This window comes from Aquibacillus koreensis, from assembly GCF_025154055.1.
Classification (GTDB): Bacteria; Bacillota; Bacilli; order Bacillales; family Amphibacillaceae; genus Aquibacillus_C; species Aquibacillus_C koreensis.
Genome location: NZ_JAOALK010000063.1, coordinates 121,037 through 137,950, shown reverse-complemented (window position 1 = coordinate 137,950; position 16,914 = coordinate 121,037). Strand labels below are relative to the sequence as shown.

The window sequence follows — 16,914 nt, the reverse complement described above, 5'->3', positions numbered from 1 at the left end:
ACCGCTCCATATTGGAAGTGGTCCTTTTATTATGTTTATGCTTTTTTCTTTGTCTGTTTCTTTTTTGGTGTTACTGTCTTTGGTTTGGTGACCTTTTTCTCTACTTTCTGTTTTGCTTTTTCTTCTGTTTTTGGCTCGTCTTTTTTCACTGCCTTCTCTTTTGCAGCAGGCTTCGTCCCTTTTGCTTGATCTAAGGAAGCTTCTAATGCTTCCATTAAATTCGTTACGTTCGTTGCAGTTGGTTTATCTTTTGCTGTTGTCGTTTCATCTTGATTCTTTTTATTTTCTATTAACTCTAGCAACGACGTGCGGTAAGCATCTTGGTATTTTTCCGGGTCAAATGAAGCTGTTAATTGATCGATGAGCATTTTTGCCGTATCAAGCTCTTTTGCTGGAGTTTCCGCTTCTTCAGGCACGTTTGGTACGTCTTTTACATTCCGAACTTCATCGGGATAATGAATGGTTTCAACAACTAACGTATTTTCATATACGCGTATACAAGCCAATTGTTCTTTTGACCGGATAATCATCTTTGCAATTCCAATTCTACCCGTTTCTTGTAATGCTTTTCGGAGCAAACTGTACGCCTTTGCTCCACCTTCATTTGGTGAGAGGTAATAGCTTTTCTCAAAATAGATTGGGTCAATTTCTTGTAATTCAACAAAATCAACAATTTCTACCGCTTTATCTGTTTGTTCCTCTTGTAGCTCTTTTAGTTCATCTTCTGTTAGCATGACAAATTTGTTTTTGGCATACTCATACGCTTTTACCAGGTCGTCATTGCCCACTTCCTCTTCGCAAATGGGACAGACCTTTTCATATTTGATAGGCGACTGGCACTTTTTATGAAGTTGTCTTAGTTTGACATCTTTATTTTCCGTTGCGGCATGAAGTTTTACTGGTATATTTACGAGTCCGAAACTTATTGTCCCTTTCCACATTGTATGCATCGTTTATCTAAACCTCCGATCACTATTTGCCTACATGTTTCGGATAGTTTTTGCTTTTTAGCAGAAATTTATCCTTCCTGCATTCTTTCCTACATACGAAAACGTATAGGAATATAATGAAACGCCATTCTAATAACAGAGGTGGTTTGTATGCGGCTAATGCAACCAAAACCTACGGAAGACATTCCTGTAGGAGAGAAGTGGATTTATGAAATCAAATATGACGGATTCCGTGCTGTTTTACATTGGAAAAAAGGTAAGGCTACACTGACTAGTAGAAATGGCGTTGATCTGTCTGCTAATTTCCCTGAGATTATTGCATTTTGTTTAGACTTCGAAGAGGAAGTAGAGCAGCTCTTACCGGTTCAACTTGATGGTGAGATTGTCATCTTGAATACAAAGATTCAATCTAATTTTCCTTTATTACAAAAAAGAGGTCGGTTAAAAGCTATGGATAAAATTAATCAAGCCGCCATGGCAAGACCTGCTCATTTTTTATGTTTTGATATGCTCGAGGCGAAAGGAAAGTCGCTGAAAAATGATATATTGCAGAAGCGAAAAGAGAGCCTTTACCATTTTTTTAAAAAAATCACACCTTTTCAACCTGTAGATTGGCACAAACCTTTAGGGATAGTGGAACCATTTTCAGAACCGAAAGCTGTCTTAAATCCCTTGCAAGCACATCTTGGTGAAGGACTGATCGCGAAACGAACAGACAGTAGATACATAGAAGGAAAAAGTCATGGGGATTGGTTTAAGATTAAAAATTGGCGAACGGTGACCGGAATCATAACGAGCTACAATATAGATAACGGTTATTTTGAATTATCCATTTACCGGGATCAATCATTACAAGCCCTCGGAAAATTTAAGCATGGACTTGATGGTGAAGCTTTGGATACGATTAAAACATTGATCAGGACAAAGGGAGAAAAGCATGGAAATACCTATACGCTACCTCCAGCCATTTGTGCGGATGTACATTGTTTAGAGATTAGTGAAGGGGATTTGCGCGAGCCTCAATTCAAACAATTTCGTTTTGATCGCACACCTGATGATTGCACTTTTTCAAAAGTAAAAGAAGCACTATGTATGTTTCCAGCATCAATTGAACTGACGAAGCAAGAAAAGCTTTTTTGGCCGAAACCGGGTGTAACGAAAGGGGATTATCTTATTTACCTTCGTCAAATAGCGCCGTATATGCTTCCATTTTTAAAGGATAAGGCATTGACGGTGATCCGGTGTCCGGATGGTGTTGAAGGGGAGTCGTTTTATCAAAAACACATGCCAGATTATGCACCAGATTATGTAGCAGGAGCACCTTCTGGGAATGAAACGCTTCTTCATTGTAGAAGTATCGATGGACTTGTTTGGTTTGGTAACCATGGAACGATGGAATATCATGTCCCTTTTCAATACATGGGGAAGAATACACCAAATGAAATTGTTTTCGATTTGGACCCACCTGGGATCGAAGCTTTTGATTTAGCGATTTTTGCAGCAACTTTACTGAAGCAATTACTAGATCAGTTGCAGCTAATAGCCTTTGTGAAAACATCCGGAAATAAAGGTCTACAAGTATATATACCTATTCACGAAAATAGTTTAACTTACGAGGAAACAGCACAATTCACGCAGGCAATTGCGCTCCTATTAGAAAAAAAACATAACGATTTATTCACAACGGAACGCTTAAAGAAAAACCGCCATAATCGGCTATATATTGACTATGTGCAACATGGAAAAGATAAGACATTGATCGCACCCTATTCCCCACGAAAAACAGAAGGAGCAACCGTATCAACCCCTTTGTTTTGGAATGAAGTAAAGGAAGGATTGTCTCCAGAAACCTTTACATTTGCCCACGTGCTAACACGAGTAAAAGAGTTCGGCTGTCCTTTTATTGGTTACCAGCAAGCAAGGGATGAGCAAGACCTTACGATTTTGAAACAATTTTTACAAGAAAAATGACAGGTAAACCTAAGCGGTTACCTGTCATTTTTTTAAATTAATTAAAGTCAATCGCCCAGCTACCATCGCGGAAGATTGCTTCTTTTGTACCATCTTGCGTAACACCATCGATGTTAAGCTTTTCAGAACCAATCATAAAGTCCTCGTGCACGATACTATCGTTCACACCTTTTTCATCCATTTCTTCTTTACTCATCGTTGACCCATTCTTAATATTGGTTGGATATGCTTTTCCTAACGCTAGGTGACAAGATGCATTTTCATCAAATAAGGTATTGTAAAAAATGATACCCGATTGCGAGATCGGTGATTCATGTGGCACGAGTGCCACTTCCCCTAGTCTACGTGCACCATCTTCATCCGTGTCCAGTAGGTTTTTCAATGCGTCTTGCCCTTTTTCTGCAGTAAAATCAACGACTTTACCATCTTTAAAGGTTAAGGTGAAATTCTCTATCAAATTACCACCGTAGCTTAATGGTTTTGTGCTTGAAACAACACCATTTACGCCATATTTATGGGGCATGGTGAACACTTCTTCGGTTGGTAAATTCGGATTAAATTCTGTTCCAGACTCCGCATTCGTGGAGCCACCAGCCCAGATATGGTTTTCCGGAAGGTCTATGGTTAGATCTGTTCCATCCGCTTTGTAGATTAATTGCTTATATTGCTTTTTGTTTAAGTACTCTCTTGCTTGTTTTAATGTTGCATTGTGCTCCGCCCATGCCTGAACAGGGTCATCTAAGTCTACGCGTGTTGTCTTGAAAATTTCTTCCCATAGCTTATCTACTGCTTCTGCCCCTTTAAGTTCCGGAAACACTTTCTCTGCCCAAGGTGTAACCGGATAGCCGATAACAGACCAGCATACTTTATCATTCATCACATAGTTACGATACTCCGTCAATGCTACGCCACTTGCTTTACTAACAGCAGCTATTCGGTTGGAATCAATCCCACTTAATAAATCTGGATCCTCCCCATAAACAGATAATACCGCATAGCCATCCTTCGCCATTTCCTCTAATCCTTGCGCGCGCCACGCAGGGAAGTTTTCCAACACGTCCATGGATGCGTTTTTCATTTTCTGATAGGTTAATTCCCCATCGTTCCATTCAATATGTACATTCTTCGCGCCGACTGCATACGCTTCTTTGGCCACCAATCTTACAAATTCAATTGCTTCTATCGGAGCGTTAATAATGATCCCCTGATCTTTTTGTAAATTCACACCTGTTTGTATAGCAAGCTTTGCGTATTTTTCTAATGATTCTTGTTTATTCATCTTATTCATCCTCCTTCTATTTTTCTGATGTAAAGCTTTAGCCAATAGACACATTTTCTTGTAATTCAAGCTCTACATTTCCTTGAATCGCTCGAGAAATCATACAAGACATTTCTGCTTTCTTTACTAGTTTTTTAGCTTTTTCTAATTCTTCTACAGTTGCTGTCTCACTTAAAATGACCGTTGGCTTATGAATGATCTTTTTATAAGTAAAAACACCATTTGTTACATCAACCAGACCAATCGATTGTAAGTCCATGAATGCTAAAGGTAGCTCTGCCCTTTCGATCATGGCTGCTAATGTAATGATATAGCATGTAGCTGCAGCACCTAATAACATTTCGTCTGGATTGGTGCCTACGCCTGGACCGTCCATCTCAGGTGGAATGGAAATCTCTGTTTTTAAATTTCCTGCATCGATATAACCGACATTATTTCGTCCTCCAGGCCAGTCTGCTTTTAAATGAAATTGATGTATAGCCACTTAACACCCACACCTTCCAAACGTACTTTATTTTATTTTACGCTTCCAATGGACTTCTTTAAAGGAAAATGCCTTTCCAATAGCGAAAAGCACCCATTCGAAAATGAGTGCTCCTGCTTAACCATGCTGTGTTTCTTTTTCACCCTTCGGCGATAAGAACCAACCTGCTACTGCAATTCCTACAAGGACAACATAGAAGGTCAGTTTCCATGCCAATGAGTGCGCAAAATCATGCGGTAAGATGTGTAGTGCATCATGTGCAAGTACACTTACGACCAGCTTGATTCCAACCCAACCAACAATGGCAAATGCTGCAATTTCTAATCCCGGACGATCATGTAGTAATTTCACAAATACATTTGCTGCAAAACGCATGATGATTAAACCAATCATCCCGCCTGCGAAAATGACGGCAAACTGTCCACCATCTAAACTACCTACATTCGGAAGGCCTGTAGCTGGTAGTGCAACGGCTAGTGCAACTGCCGCTAATATAGAATCTACTGCAAAAGCAAGGTCTGCCAATTCTACCTTGAGGACAGTCATCCAAAAACCGCTACCTTCTTTCTTCACAGCGGTGTCTGCATGATCGTCCTCTTTGGATTTAACTTTATCATATAAGTGCTTAATCGATATAAATAATAAATATGCTGCACCTAACGCCTGCACTTGCCATACATCAACCAAGAAAGAGATGACGAATAACGAGGCAAAACGTAATACAAACGCACCTGCGAGCCCGTAAAATAATGCCTTTTTTCTTTGTTCATCTGGTAGGTGTTTTACCATAATTGCTAAAACAAGCGCATTATCTGCAGCCAGTATTCCTTCAAGTCCTATTAGAACAAGTAATACCCACCCGTATTCCAGTAATAAATCCATCACAATCACTCCTTCGTCGATTAGAAAACGAATACCCTTTTGTATCATTGACTTTATTAGGGTTTAATTATGTAACTTTTTCAGATCAAAAATAGAACATATAGAGAGTTTCGCAACAATTGTTTTTAGCAGGTAAAAAGCAACAAAAAAAGAGACCTTTACCGCTTTACGGTAAAGGTCTCGCAAACAACGTAGAGTTGCCAATGAAGCCGGAGATTACTCTCGAAATGACGACTTTCATTGTATAGCTACTCCCCTTTATGTATGTATCATCATAGCACTTATTGGAAATATGTCAACAAAATAATGTTTAAAGTATATTTCCATGTTTATATCAATCTATGAAAGGACATGCTACTAATAGAAAAATTAGGGTATGCTTCCTATTAATTCTAGTTGTATAATAGAATAAAATAGAGTGAAGGTTGTGTTTGAAGTTGTCGAATAGTAAACTATTTCGCGGTCTAGTGATTGCTATATTAATTTTTGCTTTACTTTACCTCATTTCTCTAACAGGATTTATTTTCGATCCAATATGGGCATATGTAGGTGCAGTTGCAGTACCTTTTATTGGTGCAGGCTTTATATTTTACGTTACGAATCCGATCGTTAAACTATTAGAAAGATATAAAATCCATAGAATCATTGGTATCTTTATTGTATTTTTACTTCTCATTTTAGTAGCATATTTATTCATCAACTTTATTGCTCCAATTGTTCAAAGTCAATTTAGTCGTTTAATAGATAATGTTCCAAAGTGGAGTAAAGTTGTTCAAGGATGGATTGATGATTGGCAACAAGACAATACAATTATCCCGACACAGGTTAATGACACCATTCAAGGATTTATTGGTAATCTAGATACATATATAGAACAGGCGGTTAGTTTTCTGATTGCTTTCTTTGGTCAAATCTTTGGATTTGTTTTCTCATTTTTGCTTATCCCATTCTTTTTGTTCTTTATGCTCAAAGATGCAGATAAGTTAGTACCTTTTATTTCAAAATTTCTTAGCAAACCAAAAGCTGACAGTTTCCGTCGTCTAATGGATAGCATCAATCATACATTAGAGTCTTTTATTCAAGGACAATTTATTGTTAGTTTATGCGTTGGCGTTATGTTATACATTGGTTATTTAATTATTGGACTACCATTTTCACTAACACTAGCCTTAGCAGGTTTCATTTTGAATTTCATTCCTTTCTTAGGACCATTTCTTTCTGCTATTCCTGCAATTATCGTCGGGTTCTTCCAAAGCCCAATGCTTGCAGTGTGGGCGATTGTAGTAATGGTCGTTGCGCAACAAATCGAGAGTAATTTGATTTCGCCAAACGTAATGGGGCGGGTCTTACAGATCCACCCACTAACCGTCATTACTTTGATTTTAGCTGCAGGTAGTATTGCTGGGTTTATTGGGTTACTATTCATTATACCGATCTACGCAATTGCTAAAGCCATCGTCTCTCACTTTTATCTTGAATGGCGTAAAAAGCAACCCGATGGAGAAAAGGACATCATTTAGATCAAGATTGTTAATTAGTCGGATTGGCTTCTTGGGAAGCTGATTCGGCTTTTTTTATGGTTTTTGGTGGAGATTTTCTATTTTGTTGTTATGGGATAGTTTCCGCTTTGTGTGGAGGGCGCATTTGTCTGTTGTTTAGGTGCATATTTTACTTTTGGCTAGGGCTTTTCTTACCTTGTCCGTAGTTGGAAAGCCTCGGACTATTACCACATCTCGACCTTTTTCTTGTCCATAGTTGAGCTCACCTTGGACTCTTACCACCTCTGGGGGCAACTTTTTGTCCGTAGTTAAGCTCATTCACGCATGACCTAGCACAAACACAAAAAAGCCCGAACACATAGGTTCGGGCTTTCAAATTAATCTATTATTCTGTAGCTGCTTGAATTTCTTCAAGAAGCTTGTTATAAATCGCACCGTCTACTTCAGAAACTTCATTAACATAGAAGTCACGTACAGGAAGTGCTGCTTCTCTGAATGCTGCACGTTGCTCTTCTGTTAACTCAATGATTTCAGTAGGGTGTTCCGTGTCTTCTTGCATTTGTGTAAGGAAATCTTCGTTTTGCGTATTTTGCTCTTCGAAGACCCAATCTTGCATTTCTGCTACAGTTTCGTCAACAATCTCTTTATACTCGTCAGAAAGATCATTGTACCATTCTGTGTTTACTGTAGTCATTGCCACATAGTTATTGTGGTTAGATATAGTCATTGTGTCTTGTACTTCATGGAACGCAGCGTCATAGATGAAGAAAATTGGGTTTTCTTGACCTTCAACTGTACCACGATCTAAACCTGTATATAGTTCACTCCAGCTTAGCGCCTGTGGAGCAGCACCATATGCTTCATAAGAAGCCATCATAAGCGGCGATTCTTGGACACGCATTTTTAAACCTTCAAAGTCAGCCGGCTCTTGGATACCTGCGTTACTCGTCCACTGCATTGCACCCTCTGTCCAGAAAGAAAGTGGTGTAATATCATGTTCTTCATAACGCTCTCTTAAATCTGTATTTAATGCTTCACTCGTATTAAGAATTTCTTGTGTTGTTTCTACACTGTCTGGGAATAAGAAGTGTAGTGCAAAAATTTGACCTTCTTTAACCATGTTACCTGTGAAACCTGGTGACATAACAGCTAATTCAACAGCACCATCTTGTAGCGATTGCACTTGGTCAACCTCACTACCTAGTCCACCATATTCATAAGGCTCAACCGTAACTTCACCGTCTGTTTTATCTGAGATACGATTTGCGAACTCTTCTGCATATTCATATTGCACCTGGCCGTCTACTTCTTCCGTAATAAACTTCCATGTTGTACCTTCTTCTTCACCACATGCAGCTAGTAATAAGCTTAATGCGATTAATGAAATTAGAGAAAATAAATATTTCTTGTTTAAAATGATAATTACCCCCTAAGTATTTTTAAAAAATTTATAATAAGAACCTTACAAACCTATATGTAGGTTTGTATAATCCTTAAAAGCATGTGTTATAAAAGCATTAATGATAAACTTGGGAACGCGATTAACAATGCACCAATAATCAGCAACATGATAATAAATGGTGGAGTTCCCCTAATAACATCTAAATAGGATTTGTTGAACACCGCACTGGCGGTAAATATGTCTACCCCAAATGGTGGTGTCGCAGAACCTAGTGCTGCTTGGAATGTAACAATGATCCCTAAGTGAATTAAATCGACTCCAGCATTCGCTGCTGCCGGTGCAAATATTGGTGTTAAAATTAAGATAACGACAATCGGATCGACAAACATACATCCGACAAAGAAGAAAATACTTACCATAATTAACACATAGGTTGCACTTGGATCATTTCCTAAAACCGCTTCTGTAATTTGTTGTGGAATTCTAGCATAACCAAGCACCCATGTGAATGCTTGCCCGCCAGCCACTAACACAAATACTGCGGAGGTTACTAGTCCAGTAGATAATGCAATTTTAGGTAACTGTTTTATATGAATCGATCTATAAATAACAAATTCTAGTATGAAGGCATATAGAACAGAGATACCAGCTGCTTCTACTGGTGTAAATGCACCTGTATAAATACCACCAATGATGAGGACTGGAAAGCCTAAAGGTAGAATAGCTTTTCCAAGAAATCTAACTCTGTCTCCCCAATTTACTCTGTCTGCTAGTGGGATGTTTTTCACCCGCGCATAGATATAGCTATAAATTGCAAAACTCAAGAATACGATAAGACCAGGTATAATACCTGCGATAAACAGATCACCAACAGATACACCAGATCCTGCCGCGAGTGCGTAGATGATCATACCGATACTTGGTGGCACTAATAACGCTACATCACTAGAATTTATAATTAAAGCAATTGCACTAGAGTCTTTATAACCGACTTTTAAAAGTCGTTCACGCATCGGTCTACCAATTGCTACTACCGTTGCTTGTGTTGAACCTGATATTGCACCAAACAGTGTACAAGCAGCAGCAGTTGTTACCGCGTACCCGCCACGGATATGCCCTACGAATGCACCAATAAAATCCAACAAGCGATTAGATGTCCTACCTGAGGTCATAATATCAGCTGCAAAGATAAACATTGGCACACATAAAAGTACTGGTGATTCGATTCCAGTTAATAGCTGGTCCATGAGTATGTCTGGGCCTAAACTAGGAAAGAAAATCAATAGAATGATTACTGGAGCTGCGATTAGCGGAATCATCATTGGGAAGTTCAGTAATAACAGAACAACCATAATGGCCATTAATGTAAATAGCATAATAGTTTCCTTTCTATGTAGGATATGGAATTTTTGTTACACATTATTTAAATCCTGTTGTGCTATCTCTTCATTTTTCTTATCGTTATAGTCTACTGCATCTATTCCGATATACACATTGTCTTTATCACGAATATTTATCCACATATTCCTTAAGAATTGAATACCGCCCATTAAGAAACCAATAGGGATAAATATAACCATTAAATACTGTGGGATTTGCAATGATGGTGTTACCGCACCAGTTTGATATTCCGATATAACATAATCTAATGAAAAGTAAGCTAGGACTAACAAGATTATGGCTGTAATCAAGTTAATGCAGATCATCATAATTTTTCTTACTTTAAAAGATGCAAAGTCGTAAAAAGCAGACATACTAATATGCCTTCCCTTTCGTGCCGCATATCCGATTCCCATAAATGTCGCTATAACAATTGCAAACTTACTTACTTCTAAATTAAATGAGAAAAAACTAGAATTGAAGACTTCACGCGCAATAACATTACTAACTGTCATTACAGATATTACAATCACCGCAAAACTTAAGATGAATTCTTCTAGTTTCATGATGACTTTGTCGATTATTGAAAAGATTTTCAATGGTTTGCTTCCTCCTTTGTAAGGATGAAAAAACTTTACGGATAATTCAATGTTATCGAAATGTTCGTGTTTTCTCAAACAGGCTATGCCCTGATAATTGGGAATTATTGTACAAATTTTTGTCTTGTTTCAAAATGTGTTGCCTAGATTTATATATAGGCTCAAATCCTCCTTTTTATGGATAGATACTCCAAATTCGCATATTCAACCATTCATTTCCTTTACTTTTCGATCTGGAAATAGCTTATTTTCATTTGAAGGATACACTGTTTTTATTCGACACTATTTTATTTCCCCCACCTTCATTCAGGTTTTACTTGCCCATAAAGTGCTTATGTTTCGCATTATTATTCCAGAAATGATTATACTCATTACATACCAATAAAAAGGAGTATGATCGATTTGAATAGAAGTGAGTTAGAGCACAAAAAAAGTGAATTGAAGTCTGATTACGTAAGAATTCAGGCCGATCTAGAGAAATTAGGATCTGTTGGGGGAAATCCAGCCAATGGTGAAAAGGTATTAAAAAGAATAGAAGAAGAGCTATCTGAAGTAAATAAACAGTTAAGTCAACTAGATGATTAATATTCGAAGGACCATTCGTATCATTGTGGATGGTCCTTCTTTAATTTTTCACTACACCTCAATTAAATTGATGTAAAAATTAACAATTGTATGAATTCTTTTAAATTTAATTGACATCTAAATCCCTCATTGATAGCATTATCTTGCTATATAGATCAAAAAATAACTATCACACATCTATGGAGGAAACATCATTGAATAAACATATTTTTTTCACGGGTTTTATGCTCTTTGCCTTATTTTTTGGTGCCGGAAACCTGATTTACCCACCTACACTTGGAATCGAAGCAGGAACATCTTTTTGGTCAGCTATGTTAGGATTCATTGTGACTGGTGTAGGTTTACCAATTTTAGCAATAACCGCCATTGGTACATTAAGTAATGAAGCTACTGATCTTGGAAGTCGTGTCCATCCTTCTTTTGGTTACCTATTTTCATCTGTAATCTATTTAGCTATTGGTCCCTTTTTCGGTATTCCCCGTGCTGCAAATGTAGCTTATGAAATGGGTATCACTCCAATTTCTCTGGTAGACCATCGTATGTTGCTCCTAGGTTTTACGATCATCTTCTTCCTAATTGTGTACTTTTTAAGCCTTAATCCATCAAAATTAGTAGACCGAATTGGACAATGGCTTACCCCTGCTCTTGTTATCGCGATTGCAGCGCTTAGCATTGGAGCACTATTCATGTTGTCCTCAGATGTACAAGCTCCAATGGATAAATACGAACAAAACGCGTTCTTTGTTGGGTTTGTAGAAGGTTATTTAACGATGGATGCAATTGGAGCAATTGCATTTGGACTTATCGTCATCACTTCTTTAAAAGAAGCTGGCATTCGAGATCGAAAAGTAATGGTCGCATCTACACTAAAAGCCGGGTTGGTTGCTGGTGTAGGCCTTACACTAGTGTACAGCTCTATCGGTTGGATTGGTTCAAAGATGGCTACGGCTGGTTCGTTTGACAACGGTGGACAAATCTTAATAAGCGCAGCTGCTATGACCTTTGGGGACTTCGGAAAAATTCTACTAGGTATCATCGTGTTTTTAGCTTGTTTAACTACATCTATTGGGTTGACTGTTGCTTGCGGACAGTTTTTCACAAGAAAAACCTCTTTGAGCTACAAAACAGTCATTGGACTTGTTAGTTTAATCAGCTTTCTAATTGCTAATTTAGGATTAAGTCAGATCATTTCCATCTCTATTCCTGTACTGGTCGCGATCTATCCAATAGCTATCGTACTTATTCTATTGGCTTTTCTTAATCAGCCATCGATCGTTCACCGGTTTGTTGTTGGGATGACTTCAATTGTTAGTGTGTATGATGGTTTCTCCGCAGCAAATATTAAGTTCGACTTTTTGGATTCAATTTACACAATTCTTCCTTTTCAATCGATTGGATTAAGTTGGATTGCACCTGCACTCATTGGGTGGGGGATAGGCAAATTGATACACACGACAGGACTGCGTTACTAGCTTGGGGAAAAGTAACTGACTTAAAGGGAAAGGCTCTCTTCCTTTTAGGTCAGATTCATTCCATCTATGTTCTCCCCTTTCTTTTCCTCAAATCTGCCATATATCCAAAACATAGCAGGGCACCGACTATCGTTCCAAATACCCAAAACACATGAGCACCCCCTTTCTTCTTATTCCTATTCATATCGTTATTAAAAAATAATCCAACTATTTACGTGACTTGTCATTTTGTTGAGGCTGTTTTCTTAGAGATTATTGTTATGTGGAAGAGTTTCTATAGACTGTAGCGTGAATTAATAATCAGAAACTAGCAACAATGATTATGAGCGGACATTTTTTCCGTTATTTTCACTAAAACTATCATTTTAATATTTCTAAAGGACATTTTTTCCGCTATTTCTTCATACTGAAGCAACTTTCTTACGTTTTCTATGGAATAACGGAAAAAATGTCCGCCAAAATGCTAAATGACTAAGAAATTACTAAAATAGCGGAAAAAATGTCCGTTCAATTTCTGGATCCTTCTAGTATTCAGGTGAAAACTCAGCAAGTGGCTATTAAGACAGATTTCCCATCAAATACGCTTCTTGAATTGCAAAAAAGCTATCGCATGTTTTTTCAATCGATAACCTACCAATTACTTCTTTACAAATGCAATAAAAAAAATGATAGGATAAGAGATAGTTTAATTGAATTTTTCTTGTCCTTATTAACAGGTAAAGGAATGAGTATATGATAGAACAGGCACAGCAATTATTAAAAGAATACTATGGATTTGATACTTTTCGACCGGGTCAACAGGAGGTCATTCAGCACGTTTTACATCAACAAGACACGGTTGCGATTATGCCAACTGGTGGAGGGAAATCACTTTGCTACCAGATTCCCGGTTTAACATTAGATGGAACTGCTGTGATTATCTCACCGCTAATCTCTTTAATGAAGGATCAAGTGGATGCATTAACCTCCCTCGGTATTTCGGCTACTTATATCAATAGTTCCCTGCGTGCAAATGAACAACGTGAACGGATGCAAGCATTACGTGAGGGACGCTATAAATTTGTTTACGTTGCCCCAGAGCGATTTGAAACTGCTTCTTTTTTAGAAACATTAGCAAGTGTAAAACTATCATTAATTGCTTTTGATGAAGCGCACTGTATTTCTCAATGGGGCCATGATTTCAGGCCTAGTTATCGATCGGTTGTCCCAGCCTTATCCAGACTGGAAGAATTACCCGTCATTATGGCGTTAACGGCTACTGCAACCGAGGATGTTATTCGTGACATTCAGCAGTTGCTTCATGTTGAGTCTGATCATGTTGTTAATACTGGTTTTGCAAGATCAAACTTAGCTTTTCACGTTGTAAAAGGAAAAGATAAAAACACTTTTGTTACACGCTATATTAAAGATCGAAAACAGGAATCTGGAATCATTTATGCAACGACAAGAAAGCAAGTGGAGAAGGTGTATGATCTATTAAGCGACCAAGGATTGTCGGTTGCAAAATATCATGCAGGCTTGTCGGAACAAGATCGTAAGGATGCTCAAAACGCATTTATCCAAGATGAATCAACGGTAATGGTTGCAACGAACGCGTTTGGAATGGGAATCGATAAATCAAACGTACGCTATGTGCTCCATTATGCCTTACCAATGAATATTGAATCGTATTACCAAGAGGCTGGGCGTGCTGGACGTGACGGAGAGCCAAGTGATTGTATCTTGCTTTTTGGTGGACAAGATATCCAAATGCAGAAGTTTTTAATTGATCAGTCTTTGATGGATGAAGAGAAAAAAGTAAATGAATATAAAAAGCTACAAGCCATGATCAACTATTGCCATACGCATAATTGCTTACAAACGTATATCCTAGATTATTTTAATGACAAGGCGGATGTATCAGACTGTGGTAAATGTACGAATTGTCTTCATGCGCATGAACGTGAGGATATGACAAGAGAAGCACAAATGGTCTTATCCTGTGTGAAGCGCATGGATGAACGTTTTGGCGCCGGCCTTGTTGCAAAAGTATTAAAAGGTTCCAATGATAAAAAAATTAAACAGTTTCGTTTTGACCAACTATCTACGTATGGATTGATGTCCGGTTACACGGAAAAAGACCTTACTAATTTCATACATTTCTTAGTTGCCGAGGACGTACTAACGGTTGGCGATTCCAAATATCCAATCTTGCAGTTGACGAAGGAAGCAGAGTCAGTCTTAAAAGGACAAAGGCAGATTTGGATGCAAACGAGTACCGTGAAGCAAACGGAAGAGACTGATTATGAACAAGAACTGTTTGAATCGCTAAGGCAACTTCGTAAACAAATCGCCGATCAAGAGAAAGTGCCACCATATGTACTTTTCTCAGACGCAACCTTGAAAGAGATGTGTCGTTTCTTCCCAGAAACAAAAGAGGAAATGTTGGACATCAAGGGCGTTGGTGAGCGGAAATATGACCAGTATGGGGAAGCTTTTTTAGAAGTAATTATCGAATGGACAAAAGAGCATGATGTAGAAAAGCAAACACAGCCTACGATGTTGAAACAAGAACCGCTCAAGAAGAAAAAAGCGAAACAACATACGGGAGACCAACCTAGTTATCAAGTAAGCTATGACATGTATAAAAATGGTTCTTCTTTTAAAAAGATTGCCTCAGAAAGAGAATTAACCGAGCAAACGGTTACCAATCATATTTTCCAAGCTTACCAAAACGGCATGGAACTTGATTGGAATGAATTTTTTGATGAGGAACAAGAAGTAGCTATTTTAGAAGCAAGAGAGAGCCTTGAAGAACCAAGGTTGAAAGCCTTGAAAGAAGCATTGCCTGATGGATATGATTATACGATGATTAAGGCAGTCTTGGTGAAGCATGGGTTTTTGAAATGATGGAAACAGCAGGAGCTTTTTAGACATAGCTCCTGCTTTCTTTGTCTTTATATTAATCTGCTAATCTTTCCTCTACCTTAATTTTAAGCAAAAGTACCAAATCGTTATCTTGAATTAATTTTTCAACTTCTTCCTCACTACTCAGACTAATGGTGCTCATACCATTCCCCTGCGTTTCCCGGTAAGAAGCTAATATTTTTGTTTCACCTAACTGTAATTCAAGTTTTTCATCATCCTGAAGTGCATAATCCCAGGAACTCATGAGGTTAGATTCGGGTAACAAATCAATATTTCTAGGCTCAATGCTTACTCCAGGTCCATACAGGAAAATTGCTGTATCATCAGTGTTTTGGTTTAACATACCAAATCCTAATAGACCTTCCTCAACTTCTGAAGGACTATTGCCATACGATAATATGGCTACAGGTTCTGTATCTTTTTTGCCTTCGCTATATTTCTCCACCCAAAGCGTTACCCAGGTTTGATCAGCATTAGGCAAATGAAAATCAAAATCGAATATTAGGCCTAAATCTAATTTTTCAAAAGTGTTTACATATTCTGATTCTGCGTTTATCGAAATGGTAGGTGACTTACTTTCCTGACTAGAACATCCGACACTAATTAAGACACAAATAATCATAACTATTGATCTATAATACTGTCTCAAAATATCTCTCCTTCCCCACAAGAAAGGGCCACTTATTTTTGTACCCAGATTGCCTTCGTATAAGCAATTTTAAAGCCTGCCCTTTCCATATTATTTTGACTGACGGAACCAAACTTCGCTTGCCCAACGATTAATTCGCAACCTTGTTGAAGCGCTTGGTCCATGCGATATGCAATCAAGGCACTTTGAATACCTTTTTTTCTTAGAGTAGGGATGGTTGCTGCTGCAGCAAGTGTTGCTATTTTATCTTTGATGTATAAAACACCTATTCCAGCCGGCACATTTTGATAACATGCAAGATAAAAGGCCCAATGTTTATTGTCGTAAAGGATTTGATTATTTTGAGCTACTCCATCTTTTAAGAAAGATGGCATCCCAAAACCTTGGACATAGATATCAGCAAACACGCCAAATTCCTCTATTTGCAGCCTCCGAATCGTTATTCCACTTTCATTCTTTGCTGTTAATTGAGGTGGTTCTGAATATAAAGTTGTATGGAAGTCTTGTTGGTAGAACCCCCTTTCACTAAGATAGGTTAGTAAATCTGGTGATGTGTGTGCCGGGGTTAATTCAAAACGAACTGGTATTTCTTTTTGTTTATAAAATTCGATAATCTTTCTGATTTGCGATTCACCCCCTGCTTTTAACCCTTTTACAGTATTGAAGCTAGGTCCTGGTATATGTTTAACCGAAAAAGCAGTCGCACTCCCAAATGATTGAATCTCCACATCCATTGGATTCCAACTAATTCTTTGCATTTCTGTAAGCCTTGAACGTAAAGCGTCTATTTCTGATTTCTCGAATTTTTCCGCCAGCTCTCTAGTAACAACGATTCCCATATCGACACCTCTGTTT

General features: G+C 38.1%; 14 protein-coding genes. 5 read left to right on the top strand and 9 right to left on the bottom strand.

Annotated elements, in window-relative coordinates; all coding sequences use genetic code 11:
- Positions 1–35: 35 nt before the first annotated feature.
- The gene (gene ku, locus NYQ66_RS21135; protein ID WP_259872413.1) at positions 36–950 is read right to left on the bottom strand and encodes a non-homologous end joining protein Ku; all 915 of its coding nucleotides are present in this window, start codon (positions 948–950) and stop codon (positions 36–38) included.
- Positions 951–1,100: 150 nt separating this feature from the next.
- Between ku and NYQ66_RS21130 the strand changes: the two genes are divergently transcribed.
- Positions 1,101–2,921, top strand: coding sequence for a DNA ligase D (locus NYQ66_RS21130; RefSeq protein ID WP_259872411.1), 1,821 nt, complete (start codon positions 1,101–1,103; stop codon positions 2,919–2,921).
- Positions 2,922–2,958: 37 nt separating this feature from the next.
- Here the strand turns inward: NYQ66_RS21130 and NYQ66_RS21125 are convergent, their stop codons facing one another.
- The 3 genes from NYQ66_RS21125 to NYQ66_RS21115 all read right to left on the bottom strand — a co-directional run bounded on the left by NYQ66_RS21125 (position 2,959) and on the right by NYQ66_RS21115 (position 5,566).
- Positions 2,959–4,200: an aminopeptidase gene (locus NYQ66_RS21125; protein WP_259872408.1), complete on the bottom strand. Its 1,242-nt coding sequence runs from the start codon at positions 4,198–4,200 to the stop codon at positions 2,959–2,961.
- 37 nt (positions 4,201–4,237) lie between these two features.
- Positions 4,238–4,684, bottom strand: a complete 447-nt coding sequence (locus tag NYQ66_RS21120) for an OsmC family protein (protein ID WP_259872407.1) — start codon at positions 4,682–4,684, stop codon at positions 4,238–4,240.
- Positions 4,685–4,801: 117 nt separating this feature from the next.
- Positions 4,802–5,566 carry a TerC family protein gene (locus NYQ66_RS21115; RefSeq protein ID WP_259872405.1) on the bottom strand — a complete coding sequence of 255 codons (765 nt, stop codon included), beginning with the start codon at positions 5,564–5,566 and terminating at the stop codon, positions 4,802–4,804.
- Positions 5,567–6,003: 437 nt separating this feature from the next.
- Between NYQ66_RS21115 and NYQ66_RS21110 the strand changes: the two genes are divergently transcribed.
- On the top strand, positions 6,004–7,086 hold the full coding sequence (locus NYQ66_RS21110; protein WP_259872400.1) for an AI-2E family transporter: 1,083 nt from the start codon (positions 6,004–6,006) through the stop codon (positions 7,084–7,086).
- 364 nt (positions 7,087–7,450) lie between these two features.
- Here the strand turns inward: NYQ66_RS21110 and NYQ66_RS21105 are convergent, their stop codons facing one another.
- The 3 genes from NYQ66_RS21105 to NYQ66_RS21095 form a co-directional block, all read right to left on the bottom strand.
- Entirely contained in the window at positions 7,451–8,488 is a 1,038-nt protein-coding gene (locus NYQ66_RS21105; protein ID WP_407652138.1) for a DctP family TRAP transporter solute-binding subunit, read from the bottom strand.
- 83 nt (positions 8,489–8,571) lie between these two features.
- Complete coding sequence (locus tag NYQ66_RS21100; RefSeq protein ID WP_259872399.1) at positions 8,572–9,843, bottom strand: TRAP transporter large permease; 1,272 nt, start codon at positions 9,841–9,843, stop codon at positions 8,572–8,574.
- A 36-nt stretch (positions 9,844–9,879) separates the two neighbouring features.
- On the bottom strand, positions 9,880–10,446 hold the full coding sequence (locus tag NYQ66_RS21095) for a TRAP transporter small permease (RefSeq protein WP_259872398.1): 567 nt from the start codon (positions 10,444–10,446) through the stop codon (positions 9,880–9,882).
- Positions 10,447–10,839: 393 nt separating this feature from the next.
- Here NYQ66_RS21095 and NYQ66_RS21090 point away from each other — a divergent pair, with 393 nt between their 5' ends.
- The 3 genes from NYQ66_RS21090 to recQ all read left to right on the top strand — a co-directional run bounded on the left by NYQ66_RS21090 (position 10,840) and on the right by recQ (position 15,392).
- The gene (locus NYQ66_RS21090; protein WP_311202045.1) at positions 10,840–11,031 is read left to right on the top strand and encodes an SE1832 family protein; all 192 of its coding nucleotides are present in this window, start codon (positions 10,840–10,842) and stop codon (positions 11,029–11,031) included.
- A gap of 194 nt (positions 11,032–11,225) precedes the next feature.
- Positions 11,226–12,503 (top strand): branched-chain amino acid transport system II carrier protein, encoded by a 1,278-nt coding sequence (gene brnQ / locus NYQ66_RS21085; RefSeq protein ID WP_259872396.1) that lies wholly within the window; start codon positions 11,226–11,228, stop codon positions 12,501–12,503.
- Positions 12,504–13,235: 732 nt separating this feature from the next.
- Positions 13,236–15,392, top strand: a complete 2,157-nt coding sequence (recQ, locus tag NYQ66_RS21080) for a DNA helicase RecQ (RefSeq protein WP_259872395.1) — start codon at positions 13,236–13,238, stop codon at positions 15,390–15,392.
- A gap of 52 nt (positions 15,393–15,444) precedes the next feature.
- Here recQ and NYQ66_RS21075 read toward each other — a convergent pair whose 3' ends face one another.
- Both NYQ66_RS21075 and NYQ66_RS21070 read right to left on the bottom strand, forming a co-directional pair.
- Positions 15,445–16,059, bottom strand: coding sequence for a hypothetical protein (locus NYQ66_RS21075; protein ID WP_259872394.1), 615 nt, complete (start codon positions 16,057–16,059; stop codon positions 15,445–15,447).
- Between the two features lie 32 nt (positions 16,060–16,091).
- The gene (locus tag NYQ66_RS21070) at positions 16,092–16,898 is read right to left on the bottom strand and encodes a GNAT family N-acetyltransferase (RefSeq protein ID WP_259872497.1); all 807 of its coding nucleotides are present in this window, start codon (positions 16,896–16,898) and stop codon (positions 16,092–16,094) included.
- Positions 16,899–16,914: the final 16 nt, after the last annotated feature.

Coding starts and splice junctions, on each gene's coding strand:
- recQ (WP_259872395.1), top strand. CDS start 13,236: ATGATAGAACAGGCACAGCAATTATTAAAAGAATACTATGGATTTGAT.
- NYQ66_RS21125 (WP_259872408.1), bottom strand. CDS start 4,200: ATGAATAAACAAGAATCATTAGAAAAATACGCAAAGCTTGCTATACAA.
- NYQ66_RS21115 (WP_259872405.1), bottom strand. CDS start 5,566: ATGGATTTATTACTGGAATACGGGTGGGTATTACTTGTTCTAATAGGA.
- NYQ66_RS21130 (WP_259872411.1), top strand. CDS start 1,101: ATGCGGCTAATGCAACCAAAACCTACGGAAGACATTCCTGTAGGAGAG.
- ku (WP_259872413.1), bottom strand. CDS start 950: ATGCATACAATGTGGAAAGGGACAATAAGTTTCGGACTCGTAAATATA.
- NYQ66_RS21070 (WP_259872497.1), bottom strand. CDS start 16,898: ATGGGAATCGTTGTTACTAGAGAGCTGGCGGAAAAATTCGAGAAATCA.
- NYQ66_RS21090 (WP_311202045.1), top strand. CDS start 10,840: ATGATCGATTTGAATAGAAGTGAGTTAGAGCACAAAAAAAGTGAATTG.
- NYQ66_RS21100 (WP_259872399.1), bottom strand. CDS start 9,843: ATGCTATTTACATTAATGGCCATTATGGTTGTTCTGTTATTACTGAAC.